Below are 12064 nucleotides of genomic sequence, written 5' to 3'. Positions count from 1 at the left end.
CGAGGAAGCTCTGCTGTTCACCGACAACGACGTCGAACGCGACTTCCTCACCGCGGAGCTCGCCGGGCTTCAGAGGAACGAGGGGAAGTCATAGGGCTGGAACTCCACGTCCTGCCCCACGTTCAGCTGAATCACTTGATGCTGCCTGAGGACCAGCGTGCGCGGTTCGCCAAGGAAGGGCTTGCCGTCCACGAGCACTTTGACGGCACCGGTCGCCGGCCCGACCCGCTGCCGGGACAGCGGCTGCCCCCACATGTCGAAGAACTGCCCCAGCGTGAACGCGTGCTCCTGAGGCGCCTCGGCGTGGATCACGCCGGACTCGTCGTGGGTGTGCAGCCAGTAGAAGCCCTTCGCCCCGGTGATCGCCGGGTCGTTCCGGTGCGGGTCGAGCTCGAGCGGCCGGGTCACCCCGACCCCGGCCGGGATCCACGCTTGCACGCCGTTGACGAAGACCGCCAGGTGCGCGTGGATGTGGTAGCCGCCTTCGACCATCGGCCCGGGCGGGATCCCGTCGACCGGCGTGCCGTCCCGCACCGCGGCCGGCGCCAACACCAGCGGTCCGTCCTTGACCACGAAGGTGAGCGTCCCGGGGGAGCCGTGGGTGTCGGCCGCCACCCCGGCGGCCGACCCGAACACCGTGAGAACCAGGGTGCTGGCCACCGCGCCGAGCCGCTTCGAAGGGAGAAGTCCATGCCTCATGGGATCAGGATCATTCCATGTTTTGCCTGACCTGCCACTGAATGAACGTATTCCTCCGCATCGTCCGCGCGAGGTAAACGCATCTTCACCCGAAAGCGTGAAACCACCGTGGACCAAGGATCAGAGGACTTCGCAGCCTTCTACGAACGCCACCGCGACCCCTGCTTCCGGGCCGTCCTGGCCGCCGTGCCGGACCGCCACCAGGCCGAGGAGCTCACGGCCGAGGCGTTCGCCCGGGCCTGGGCGCACTGGCGCAAGGTGCGCCGCCACCCGGCGCCGGCGGCCTGGGTGGTGCGCACCGCGCTGAACACGCACATCTCCTGGTGGCGCCGGCGACGCCGCGAAGTGGCGTGGGATGCGCGGGCGGTCGCCGAGGACTCCGGGGCGGCGGCCCACGAAGGGGACGGCGACTCGACCGCCGTCGACCTCGTACTGCGCGACGCACTGCGCAAGCTGCCCGCCCGGCAGCGGGAGGTGGTGGTGCTCCGCGTCTTCCTCGATCTGGACACCCGGACCACGGCGGCCGCCCTCGGCGTCGCCCCCGGCACCGTCCAGGCCCACCTCCACCGCGCGACCAAGGCGCTGCGGGCGGAGCTCGTCGACCGCACCGAGCAGGAGGAAGTGAAGCGATGACCCTCGACGACAACAGCGCCATCGACGGCACCGGACCGGAGGACGGCGAGCTGTACGCCGGCCTGCGGCGCTCCGTGGCCGGCGCCACCCTGACCACCAGCGCCGCCGACGTGGTCGCGCTGGGCCGCCGCACCCGCAACCGGCACCGGGCCGTCGCCGCCGGAGTCGGAACCGGGATGGCGGCGGTGGTCGCCGCGATCGGTGTGCTGGTGCCGGGGTCGGGCGCCGGTGACCGCACCGGCGCCGCCACCCCGCCGCCCACCAGCCCGACCGCGCCGAGAGTCCAGGCGCCGAGAGTCCAGGCGCTGAGTGTCCAGGACGCCGGGTTCACCCTGGAGGCCAGGACCGACGGCACGGTCACGATGGCGATCATGGATGCCTTCGACCCCGTGAAGCTCCAAGCGGCGCTCGACAAGGCCGGAGTGCCGGCCGCCGTCCAGCGGGTGTCCGTCTCCGCGGACGAAGGCGGCTTCTCCGGGTGCGCGCCCACGCCGGGCGTCGGATCCGACCACAAGGCGACCCGCGTCGTCATCCAGTCGAACACGCGTCAGAAGGAGGGCGTCACGATCACCATCCGCGGCGACGAGATGCCGGCCGGGGACGTGCTCTCCCTGGTCCGCATCGACTACGTCAGGCCCGGCTCCGCCAAGCCCGAGAGGTCGCTGGGGATGTTGGACGTCCTCACCGGACGCCCCGGCAAGTGCGTTCCCACGAAGTCCTGACGACGCGCCTCACCGCAGCTCGCGCTTGAGCACCTTCCCCAGCGAGCTGCGCGGGAACGCCTCGACCAGCTCGACGTGCTTCGGCACCTTGTAGTTGGCGAGGCGTTCCTTCGCGTACTCGATCAGCGCCTCGGGGTCCGGCTCCCGGCCCGGCGCCGCGATCACGAACGCCTTCCCGACCTCGCCGAGGCGCTGGTCCGGCACGCCGATCACCGCCGCTTCCCGCACGCCCGGGTACGTCAGCAGCACCTGCTCGATCTCCGCCGGGTACGCGTTGAAGCCGCCGCAGATGAACATGTCCTTGATCCGGTCGGTGATCCGCAGGTTGCCCGCGGCGTCCAGTTCGCCGACGTCCCCGGTGTGCAGCCAGCCGTCGGCGTCGACCGCCTCCGCGGTGGCGTCCTCGTCCTCGAAGTAGCCGGGCATCACGTTGTAGCCGCGGACCAGGATCTCCTTCGTGTCCTCGGCGACGCGCACCTCGACGCCGTCGATGGCGCGGCCGGACGTGCGGGCCACGGTCTCGGGGTCGTCGCCGGCGCGGCTCATCGTCACCACGCCGGTCGCCTCGGTCAGTCCGTAGGCGGTGACGACCGTCTCCAGGCCGAGCGTGTCGCGCATCCGGTGGATCAGCTCCACCGGGATCACGGCCGCGCCGGTCGCCGCCGCCCGCAGGGAGCTGAGATCGTGCTTCGCGAGCCCGGGATCGGCCAGCATCATCTGGTACACCGCCGGCGCCGCCGGGAACACCGTGATCCGCTCCCGCTCGATGGTCTCGAACAGCGTCTCGGCGTCGAAGGTCGCCAGCGGCACCATGGTCGCGCCGCGCATCAGGCAGGCCAGGATCCCGGCCTTGTAGCCGAAGGTGTGCGAGAACGGGTTCGCGATCAGGTACCGGTCCCCGGCGCGCAGGCCGACGATCTCCGACCACTGATGGAAGGCGCGAGTGGTCTGGCCGTGGGTCGTCAGCACGCCCTTCGGGCTCCCCGTCGTGCCCGAGGTGAAGAACAGGTCGCCGGGTGAAGTGGTGCTCACCGAAGCCGCCGCCTCGTCGAACGCCGACGCCGGCACTTTCATCCCCGGGGCCCGGAACTGCCGCCGCGACACCACCGGCGGCAGGCCGCCGTCGGTGAACGCGGTCATCGTCTCCAGGTCGGGTAGTTCCGCGCGGAGCGACTCCATCTGCGCCACATAGTCGACGCCGAGGAACTCCCCGGACACCGCGACCAGTTTCGTCTTCGACTTCCGCAGGATGGAGCCGACCTCGGCGGCCTTCAGGCGGGTGTTCAGCGGCACCAGCACCGCGCCGGCCGACACCGCGCCGAGGGCGGTCACGATCCACTCGGCCGAGTTCGGCGCCCACAGTGCCACCCGGTCCCCGGGCCGCACGCCCCAGGCGATCATCGCCCGGCCCGCCTGCCTGACCCGCGAGGCCAGGTCGCCGAAGGTCAGCCGCTCGGCGCCGTCGACCACCGCCTCCCGGTCGCCGAAGTCGGCGGCGGCCCGCGCCACCAGGTCCGGGATCGTCGTCTCGCCGTGCTGCACCGTCATCACCGGGGGCCTTTCGCGCAGGGACTGCATCCGTGGGGAAAACCAGCGAGTGGCTCTGGCACCGTGCCGGGGCCCATGATAGGCAGATATCTGACGCCGCGTCAGATGGGAAGGTGCATGAATCCGAGCCCTTTGAAGGACCGGGCCGCCATCGTCGGCATCGGCCAGACCGAGTTCGCCAAACACCTGGAGCCCTCCGAGAAGGCGCTCGCCTGCCGGGCCATCGCCACGGCCCTGGACGACGCGGGCATCGCCGCGCACGAGGTCGACGCGTTCGCCGCCTACACGATGGAGGCCACCGACGAGGTCGAGGTGGCCAAGGCGGTCGGCGCGGGCGACGTCACCTTCTTCTCCCGCGTCGGCTTCGGCGGCGGCGGATCGTGCGCGACGATCGGCCACCTGGCCATGGCGATCGCGACCGGGCAGGCGAACGTCGGCGTCGCGTGGCGCTCCCGCAAGCGCGGCAGCGGGCCGAGGCCGTGGACCGACACCGTGCACCAGCTCCCGACCCCGGCGCAGTGGACGCGGCCCTTCGGCCTGCTCCGCCCGGTCGACGAGATCGCCGTGCTCGCCCGGCGGTACATGCACGAGTACGGCATGACCCGCGAGCACCTAGGCAACGTCGCCATCGCCTGCCGCAACCGTGCCAACGCCAACCCGGCGGCGATCATGCACGGCCGCGAGCTCACGATGGACGACTATCTCAACTCCCGGATGATCTCCGATCCGCTGTGCCTGTTCGACAACTGCCTGGAGACCGACGGCGCGCTCGCGGTCGTGATGGTCTCGGCGGAACGGGCCCGTGACTGCAAGCAGCCGCCGGCCTATGTGCACGCGTTCGGACAGGGGCTGCCGGCTCAGCACCACGGCATGGTCAACTACTGGAACGACGACCCGCTGGCCGGACCGTCCTGGATCGCCGCGCGACAGCTGTGGAAGTACTCCGACATCCGGCCGGCGGACGTCGACGTCGCGCAGATCTACGACGCCTTCACCCCGCTGATCCCGTTGTCCCTGGAGGGCTACGGCTTCTGCGGCAAGGGCGAGGGCGGCGCGTTCACCGAGGACGGCGCGCTCGAACTCGGCGGCCGGCTGCCGGTCAACACCTCCGGCGGCGGACTGTCCGAGGCCTACGTCCACGGGTTCAACCTGATCAACGAGGGCGTGCGGCAGCTGCGGGGCACGTCGGCGAACCAGGTCGCCGGGGCCTCGACATGCCTGGTCACCGCGGGTGAAGCTGTACCGACGTCGGCCGTCCTGCTGCGCCGGGACTGAGCTGGGACTGAGAGGGGCCTGTCAGATGCTCAAACCGCTCGTCGACGAGGACGGCGCGCCGTATTTCGAGTACGCGGCCAAGGGCGAACTGCGGATGCAGACGTGCGCACGCTGCGGCGAGGTGCTGTTCCCGCCCCGCCCGATGTGCCCGCGGTGCCAGAGCACCGAGTTCGCCTGGAAGCGCATGTCGGGGCGCGGCCACATCTGGTCCTACGCCGTGCCGCACCCGCCGCTGCTCCCGGACTACGCGGCGGTCGCCCCGTATCCGGTGGTGGTCGTGGAACTGGAGGAGGACCGGCGGCTGCGCCTGGTCGGCAACCTGGTCGCGTCCCCGGAGGCCGGGATCGACTCGGTCGACCCGGCCACGCTCGAGATCGGGCAGCCGGTGCGCGTGGTGTTCCGGGAGCTGGAGGGGCTGACCGTGGCGGCCTGGACGCCCGATGAGTGACCTCGCGTTCAGTACCCTGCTCTACGAGGAACGCGACGGTGTGGCGTTCGTGACGCTGAACCGGCCCGAGCGCCACAACGCCTTCGACCTGACGATGGCCGACGAGATCCACAGCCTGTGGAAGACGCTCCGGCACCGGGACGCGGTCCGCTGCGTGGTGGTGACCGGCAGCGGCGACAAGGCGTTCTGCACGGGCATCGACCGCGACGTCCAGGTCCCGCAGCCGTCGTCGCCGTTCATGGTCGACGACCCCGGCGTCGCGCTGGGCCCGAAGACGGCCGACCTCTGGAAGCCGGTGATCGCCGCCGTCAACGGCATGGCCTGCGGCGGCGCCTTCTACCTGCTCGGCGAGTGCGAGTTCGTGATCGCCGCCGACCACGCCACCTTCTTCGACCCGCACGTCAGCTACGGCATGGTGCTCGCCTACGAGGCCGTCCACCTCGCCCAGCGCATGCCGCACGGCGAACTGGCGCGCCTGGCGCTGCTGGGCACCGCCGAACGGATGACGGCGCGGCGGGCCCACGAGATCGGCTTCGTGAGCGAGGTCGTCCCGGACAACGAGGCGCTGGCGGACGCCGCAGCGTGGGCCGCGGCGACCATCGCGTCCAGCGAACCCGGCGCGGTCGAGGGCACGGTGCGCGCCCTGTGGGCCGCCCGCGAGATGGCGAAGGGCCAGGCACTGGGCCTGGCGCCGCACCTGGTGCAGCTCGGGAACATCAGCGCGGAGCGACAGGCCGAGCTGTTCCGGGGGCGGGCGAAGGGGGATGGCTGGCGGGCGCGGTGAGAGGCGCGGTGAGAGGCGCGGTGAGAGGCGCGGCGAAGGGCGCGGCGACGGGCGCGATGTGAGGCGCGGCGGGCGGGCCCGGACCCGCCCGCTGAGGTGGGCGAAGAGCCTTTCGCCCCAGGGCCGAAACGCTGGCGGGCTTCGAGCCCTGACTCGTACGCTGCTGCGGCAGGTCAAGACGTGGGTGGCCGCGGGATCGGCGCCCACCCCGGTTGACGATCCCCCCGGGTCAGCCGGGATCGCGGCTGGAGCCGTGTCGGGCTCCAGCCGCTTCTGCGTTCCGTCAGGCCGGCAGCCGCATCGAGTCCGACGGCGAGGGGGGCAGTCCGCCCGCCGTCCGGGGAGCCGCGGCGACCGGCGGCCCGGAGACCACCGTCGGGACCGGCACGTGGGCCGGGACCTGGACCGGGACCTGGACCGGGACCTGGACCGGCACCTGGACCGGCACCTGGACCGGCACCTGGACCGGCAGCGGGCAGCTTCCGGCCTCGCCCCGCACCGGCGGCGCCTGGCCGTAGACGCGTGGCTGCTGGGCCGCGCGACTCAGCGCCGCGGCGAGCCGCCGGGCCGCCGTCGGGCTGATCCGTCCCAAGGTCACCATCGGCCGGCCGTACACGTTCACGTCGCCCCGCAGGCGCGGGATCTCCTCGGCCAGGCCCAGCGCGGCCAGGGCCGAGCGCAGGAGTTCGGTGGCCTCGATGGCCTCGGCCCACGCCAGGCCTAAGAAGGGTTCGTCGTCTCCGCCCGCGGCGGGTTCGACCAGGGGTACAGCGGCGGAATCGCCCATCGTCATCTCCTCCGGACTGTGCAAGAGTCGACACCGCTGATCGGTCACGGTCAATCGTCCGACCGAGTGAAATAGTGGCGCTTCCGTGGAAAAGCCACCTCTGATACACAGTCCGGTGTGACGTCCTTCACCGGAAGGGTCGCCGTCGTCACCGGCGGGACCCGGGGCATCGGACGGGCGGTCGCGGCACGCTTCGAGGCGGCCGGGGCCACCGTGGTCACGCTGGCGCGTACCGAGCCGCGCCAGGCCGTCGGCCGCTTCATCGCCACGGACCTGGGCTCGCACGGCGCGGTGCGGGACGCCTTCCGGACCGTCGCCGAGGAGTTCGGGCGGGTTGACGTGCTGGTCAACAACGCCGGCGGCGCACGGCCCGGCGCGGCGCTGGACTACTCCGAGGCGGCGGCGCGCGCCGCGTTCGATCTCAACGTCCTCGGCGCCCTGTTCGCCGCGCAGTGCATGTACCCCCTGACTCCGGAGCACGGCGGCGCGTCGATCGTGAACATCGGCTCGGTGGCCGGGACCCGCCCCAGTCCCGGCACGGCCCTCTACGGCGCCGCCAAGGCCGCCCTCGCTTCGCTCACCAAGAGCCTGGCGCTGGAGTGGGCGCCGCGGGTCCGGGTGAACTGCGTGCTGCCCGGGCCGGTGCTCACCGAGTCGCTGACCGCGTACTACGGCGGGCCGGAGGCGGCCGCCGTGGTCGGACAGGGGCTGCCGATGGGGCGGATGGCCGAGCCCGCGGACATCGCCGACGCCTGTCTGTTCCTGGCCTCCGACGCGGCGCGGCAGGTGTCCGGCGCGGAACTCCTGGTGCACGGCGGCGGTGAGGCGCCGCGCTTCAACCGCGCCGGACACCTGCCGCGCCGGGCGGCCGGCATCGACGGAACCGGGGAGTGACGAGCATGATAACGCGTGCTGATCTTCGACGATCACCCAGGTCTGGGCGTTTTCGGCGCGCGGCACCGAATAAACTGACGGCATGACAGCTCAGCAAGTGCGCACCGTCGACGGGCGGATCGCGGGTAAGCGCGGCCAGGCCACCCGGGCCCGGCTGCTGGAGTGCCTCGGCGAGATGCTCGTCTCGCAGCCGTACCGCTCCATCACCGTGATCGACGTGGCGCGGCTCGCCGGCACCAGCCCGGCCACCTTCTACCAGTACTTCCCGGACATCGAGTCGGCCATCATCGAGATCGCCAACGACATGGCCAAGGACGGCGCCCACCTCAAGGAGCTCGCCGACGGCCGCACCTGGAGCGGCCGTGCGGGCATGCAGGCGTCCGAGGCGCTCGTGGACGGGTTCCTGGCGTTCTGGAACGAGCACGAGGCGATCCTGCGCGTGGTCGACCTGGCCACCGCCGAGGGCGACAAGCGCTTCCACAAGATCCGCATGAAGATCCTGAACAACGTCACCCTGTCCCTGGCCGACGCCATGACCGAGTTGCAGGCGTCCGGCAAGGCCGACGACGTGATGCCCCCGACCGCGACCGCCGGCGCCCTGGTGGCGATGCTCGCCTCGATCTCCGCGCACCAGCGCGTGTTCGAGGCGTGGAGCATCAAGCTCACCGAGCTGCGCGCGGCGATGATCGGCCTGGTCTACATGGGTATCACGCAGAAGAAGCCGGTCGCGGCGTAGCGGGGCCCGGAAGCGGAGCTCTGAGACGAGGGCTCGGCGGCGGGGCGAGTGGCAGAGGCCTGATTTTCGGCGGTCGACGGCGTTCCCGGCGCGGTCGACCGCCGTATCCATGTCGTCGCGGCCCTGTACGCGTGCCTCTGGATTAGCTCCCTGAGTCGAGGGAAGATCTGTGCCCGAGTCAGATCGGCACCCATCCCTCAGGGAGCTCCGATGACCTTCCTCGCCCACGCCGTCCGCAAAGCCGCCCGTGACCACGGACCGGCCTTGGCCCTCGTGGCCGGACGCGGTCCGCTCTCCTTGTCCTTCCAGCAGCTCAACGCCTCCTCCGAGGCGATGGCCGCGCGCCTGGCGGTGCGCGGCGTCGGGCAGGGACAGGTGGCCGCGCTGCTGCTGCCGAACTCGCTCGACTACGTCGTCGCCTACTGCGCGCTGGCCAAGATCGGGGCCGTCACCGCGGGGATCGGCGGCCACTACTCGCCGGCGGAGCGCCACGCGATGCTGGAACGGGCCCGTCCCGACGTCGTCATCGGGACCGAGGAACTGCTGACCGGACGCCTGCCGGACGCGCAGATCATCCCGGTGCGGCTGGCCTCGGACCGCCGGGAGTTCGCCGCCGGGCTGCCGATGCTGGGCCGCGAGCGCACGCATGTCGTGCCCAAGGCTCGCTCGCACAGTGAGTCGGAGGCCATCGTCTTCACCTCCGGGACCACCGGGCTGCCGAAGGGCGCGCTGTTCGGGGCGCGGCAGATCGCGGCGATCGCCGCGATGGACGCGCGCTCGCAGACCGGGCCGATGCCGTTGCTGGTGGCCACCGGGCTGAACCACGTCGGTTTCATGACCAAGCTCGCGGGTCACCTGCTGTCCGGCAACCGGCTGCACATGCTGCCGCGCTGGCGCGCCCGCGAGGCCCTGGACCTGGTCTGCGGCGAGCGCATCCCGGTGATCGGGGGCGTGGCCTCGCAGGTCGCCCTGCTGCTGCGGGTGCCGGGTCTCGGCGCGTACGACACCGCGGCGATCAAAGCCCTGATCATAGGCGGCGGCCCGTCGCCGGCCGACCTGGTCCGGCGGGCGCGCGGGACGTTCGGTGCCGCCTACTCGATCCGGTACTCCTCCACGGAATCCGGCGGGCTGGGCACGCTGACCGCGCTCGACGCCCCCGACGAGGAGCTCTTCCACACCGTCGGCCGTCCGCGCGAGGGGACCGAGATCTCGGTGCGGGACGAAGAGGGCAAGTGGATGCCGGCCGGGGAGACCGGCGAGGTGTGGATCCGCTCGGCCTCGGTGATGGCCGGGTACTGGCACGATCCGGCGGCCACCCGCGCCGCGCTGACACCGGATGGCTGGCTGCGCACCGGCGACCTCGGCCTGCTCGACGACGCCGGGTGCCTGCGGTTGGCCGGCCGCCGCGACGACATGTACATCCGTGGCGGCTACAACGTGCATCCGCAGGAAGTGGAAGCGGTGCTGCAGGAGCACGCGGGCGTCGGCGAGGTGGCCGTGGTTCCGCGGCCGGACACGGTGATGGGGCAGGTCGGGGTGGCCTTCGTGGTGCCGGCCGACCCCGCCGCCGCGCCGACGCTGGAGGAGCTGCGGCTGTTCGCCGGATCGCGGCTGGCCAAGCACAAGCTGCCGGAGGACCTGCGGGTCGTCCCCAGCCTGCCGCTGACCTCGGGGCAGAAGGTGGATCGTTCGGCATTGCGAAAGCGCGTGGGCCCATGACGAACAGCACCCTGTGACCAGAAGATCTCATGGCGGTTACCTCTGTGCTAATTCGCAGCCGCGTCCTAAACTGACACATCGTCAGGTTACTGTTCAGTTGCCTTGAGAGGGCGGTGCGATGCCTGCCACCAGTGTGATGACCAGCGAACAGAGCAAGGTGGCCCGGCACCGGCCCGCGCCGGAAGCCCATCGCCACCGGGTCCCGCCCCGTCCCGCGCAGCCCGCCGAACCGCCCGTCGCGGCTCCGGCCCTGGCCCTGGTGACGACCGGTGCGCACACCGGGTGCCCGCTGGTCACCGCCGAGGAGCTGGGCGTGCGGGTGGCCGGGGCGGTGCACTGCGATCCGGGGCCGGACGGCGACGGGCCGACGTTCGCGGACGCGGTCGAGGCGTTCGCTCAGGCGGACGGCGTCGGCGCCATCGCCGCGTGCGTCGACGCCATCGGCACCACCGCCGTCGGCACCGACCTGGACGGCCGGGCCCTGATCCGCGCCGCCGAGGCCGCGGCCGGGGCGGGCCGCCCGCTGGTGGTGCTGGCCACCGGCGGCGACCGGGTGATCGACGCGGTGCTGCGGCAGGCCGGCGTGGTCCGCGTCGACGGCTTCGACCAGCTGCTGGACTGCGCCGCCACCCTGGCCCGGTTCCCGCGCCCGGCGCAGCCCCCGGGCCCGGTGCGGATCGCGGCCGACTCCGGCGGTGCCGCCGCCCTGCTGGCCGATCTGGCCCGGCGCGCCGGCCTGACGGTGGAGGAGACCGGCCCCGCCGGATCCGGCGCCACCGAGATCGCCGAGCTCGCCGCGCGTCCCGGCGCCGGCATGCTGCTCTACGCCGTCACCGAGACCGGCGCCGCCGCGGAGTGGACGGCCGCCGCCCTCGTCGAGGCCGCGCGCGAGAGCACCACCCCGATCGGCGCGATCTGGTGCTCCTCCGGCGGCACCGAGACCGGCTACCGCCTGATCCTGCAGCGTTCTCCCGAGATAGCGACCTTCCGCACCCTGACGAACGCGGTGGCCGCCGCCAAGGCCTACTACGACCACTGCGACTTCCGCTTCCGCATCCCGGCTCTGGTCGAGGACAACGCGATGGCCGGCGTGAAGGCCCGCCAGGTCCTGGCCTCCGGCTCCACCGGGAGCCGCAAGAAGGACCCGGACGCCGCCAAGGGCCTGTCCGAGTCGCAGACCCACCAGCTGCTCCGCGCCTACGGCATCAGGACGCCCCGCGAACAGCTGGTCACCAGCGCCGCCTGGGCGGTCCGCGCCGCGGCGACGATCGGCTACCCGGTGGTGATGAAGGCGTCGGTCGCCGGGCTTCCCTCGGCCTCGGCGGCCGGCTTGACCCGCACCACCATCACCTCCGCCTCCCAGGTCCGCGAGAACTTCAAGGATCTGATGGACTCGGCCGGCCGCCAGGGCTTCGGCACCCTGGACGGCGTCCTCATCGGCCAGCAGATCACCGGCGGCGTCGACACCATGGTCGGCATCCGCCGCGACGACCGCTTCGGCCCCGCCGTCGTCGTCGGTGTCGGCGGCGCCTACGCCGAGACCCTGGGCGACGTCGCGATCCGCGTGGCCCCCTTCGACGCCCACCAGGCCCGCCGCATGCTCGACGAACTGCACTGCCTGCCGCTGCTCACCACGGCCGGCGCGGACCTCGACGCCCTCGCCGACACCGTGTTGCGCGTGCAGCGGATGGCGCTCGACCTCGGCGACGTGCTGGAGACGTTCGACATCGCGCCGCTGCGGGTGCTGGGGCGCGGCGGCGGCACGGTGGCGCTGGACGCCTCCGCGACGTTGATCCAGCGCTGAACCGGATCCGACTGA

12 protein-coding genes are annotated in these 12064 nt (G+C 72.3%); 9 read left to right on the top strand and 3 right to left on the bottom strand.

Features of this window, described 5'->3' with window-relative positions; translation table 11 throughout:
- Positions 1 to 69: 69 nt before the first annotated feature.
- Complete coding sequence (locus ABD466_RS19515) at positions 70 to 699, bottom strand: hypothetical protein (RefSeq protein WP_344658528.1); 630 nt, start codon at positions 697 to 699, stop codon at positions 70 to 72.
- Positions 700 to 807: 108 nt separating this feature from the next.
- On the opposite strand from ABD466_RS19515, the gene ABD466_RS19510 reads away from it, so the two are divergent.
- On the top strand, positions 808 to 1332 hold the full coding sequence (locus tag ABD466_RS19510; RefSeq protein WP_344658527.1) for a SigE family RNA polymerase sigma factor: 525 nt from the start codon (positions 808 to 810) through the stop codon (positions 1330 to 1332).
- The gene (locus tag ABD466_RS19505) at positions 1329 to 2054 is read left to right on the top strand and encodes a hypothetical protein (protein ID WP_344658526.1); all 726 of its coding nucleotides are present in this window, start codon (positions 1329 to 1331) and stop codon (positions 2052 to 2054) included. Before ABD466_RS19510 ends, ABD466_RS19505 begins: the two co-directional genes overlap by 4 nt.
- A gap of 9 nt (positions 2055 to 2063) precedes the next feature.
- Here ABD466_RS19505 and ABD466_RS19500 read toward each other — a convergent pair whose 3' ends face one another.
- Positions 2064 to 3602, bottom strand: coding sequence for a FadD3 family acyl-CoA ligase (locus ABD466_RS19500; protein ID WP_344658525.1), 1539 nt, complete (start codon positions 3600 to 3602; stop codon positions 2064 to 2066).
- Between the two features lie 117 nt (positions 3603 to 3719).
- On the opposite strand from ABD466_RS19500, the gene ABD466_RS19495 reads away from it, so the two are divergent.
- From ABD466_RS19495 to ABD466_RS19485, 3 genes are read left to right on the top strand one after another with little or no spacing between them, the layout of a single operon-like run.
- Entirely contained in the window at positions 3720 to 4877 is a 1158-nt protein-coding gene (locus ABD466_RS19495; protein ID WP_344658524.1) for a lipid-transfer protein, read from the top strand.
- Positions 4878 to 4902: 25 nt separating this feature from the next.
- Entirely contained in the window at positions 4903 to 5325 is a 423-nt protein-coding gene (locus ABD466_RS19490) for a Zn-ribbon domain-containing OB-fold protein (protein WP_344658523.1), read from the top strand.
- Positions 5318 to 6109: an enoyl-CoA hydratase/isomerase family protein gene (locus ABD466_RS19485; RefSeq protein ID WP_344658522.1), complete on the top strand. Its 792-nt coding sequence runs from the start codon at positions 5318 to 5320 to the stop codon at positions 6107 to 6109. The genes ABD466_RS19490 and ABD466_RS19485 overlap by 8 nt, the downstream gene beginning before the upstream one ends.
- Positions 6110 to 6392: 283 nt before the next feature.
- On the opposite strand, the gene ABD466_RS19480 is transcribed toward ABD466_RS19485, so the two are convergent.
- Complete coding sequence (locus ABD466_RS19480; RefSeq protein ID WP_344658521.1) at positions 6393 to 6896, bottom strand: hypothetical protein; 504 nt, start codon at positions 6894 to 6896, stop codon at positions 6393 to 6395.
- Between the two features lie 117 nt (positions 6897 to 7013).
- Here ABD466_RS19480 and ABD466_RS19475 point away from each other — a divergent pair, with 117 nt between their 5' ends.
- The 4 genes from ABD466_RS19475 (at position 7014) to ABD466_RS19460 (ending at position 12049) form a co-directional block, all read left to right on the top strand.
- Positions 7014 to 7790: an SDR family oxidoreductase gene (locus ABD466_RS19475; protein WP_344658520.1), complete on the top strand. Its 777-nt coding sequence runs from the start codon at positions 7014 to 7016 to the stop codon at positions 7788 to 7790.
- An 82-nt stretch (positions 7791 to 7872) separates the two neighbouring features.
- Positions 7873 to 8526, top strand: a complete 654-nt coding sequence (locus ABD466_RS19470) for a TetR family transcriptional regulator (protein WP_344658519.1) — start codon at positions 7873 to 7875, stop codon at positions 8524 to 8526.
- A 210-nt stretch (positions 8527 to 8736) separates the two neighbouring features.
- Positions 8737 to 10245, top strand: a complete 1509-nt coding sequence (locus tag ABD466_RS19465) for a class I adenylate-forming enzyme family protein (RefSeq protein ID WP_344658518.1) — start codon at positions 8737 to 8739, stop codon at positions 10243 to 10245.
- 118 nt (positions 10246 to 10363) lie between these two features.
- Entirely contained in the window at positions 10364 to 12049 is a 1686-nt protein-coding gene (locus ABD466_RS19460) for an acetate--CoA ligase family protein (protein ID WP_344658517.1), read from the top strand.
- The last annotated feature ends 15 nt before the right edge of the window (positions 12050 to 12064 follow it).

This window comes from Catenulispora subtropica (genome assembly GCF_039531675.1).
Lineage (GTDB): Bacteria > Actinomycetota > Actinomycetes > Streptomycetales > Catenulisporaceae > Catenulispora > Catenulispora subtropica.
This window is presented reverse-complemented; position numbering and strand designations above follow the sequence as displayed.

Coding starts and splice junctions, on each gene's coding strand:
- ABD466_RS19515 (WP_344658528.1), bottom strand. CDS start 699: ATGAGGCATGGACTTCTCCCTTCGAAGCGGCTCGGCGCGGTGGCCAGC.
- ABD466_RS19505 (WP_344658526.1), top strand. CDS start 1,329: ATGACCCTCGACGACAACAGCGCCATCGACGGCACCGGACCGGAGGAC.
- ABD466_RS19500 (WP_344658525.1), bottom strand. CDS start 3,602: ATGACGGTGCAGCACGGCGAGACGACGATCCCGGACCTGGTGGCGCGG.
- ABD466_RS19495 (WP_344658524.1), top strand. CDS start 3,720: ATGAATCCGAGCCCTTTGAAGGACCGGGCCGCCATCGTCGGCATCGGC.
- ABD466_RS19490 (WP_344658523.1), top strand. CDS start 4,903: ATGCTCAAACCGCTCGTCGACGAGGACGGCGCGCCGTATTTCGAGTAC.
- ABD466_RS19485 (WP_344658522.1), top strand. CDS start 5,318: ATGAGTGACCTCGCGTTCAGTACCCTGCTCTACGAGGAACGCGACGGT.
- ABD466_RS19480 (WP_344658521.1), bottom strand. CDS start 6,896: ATGGGCGATTCCGCCGCTGTACCCCTGGTCGAACCCGCCGCGGGCGGA.
- ABD466_RS19470 (WP_344658519.1), top strand. CDS start 7,873: ATGACAGCTCAGCAAGTGCGCACCGTCGACGGGCGGATCGCGGGTAAG.
- ABD466_RS19465 (WP_344658518.1), top strand. CDS start 8,737: ATGACCTTCCTCGCCCACGCCGTCCGCAAAGCCGCCCGTGACCACGGA.
- ABD466_RS19460 (WP_344658517.1), top strand. CDS start 10,364: ATGCCTGCCACCAGTGTGATGACCAGCGAACAGAGCAAGGTGGCCCGG.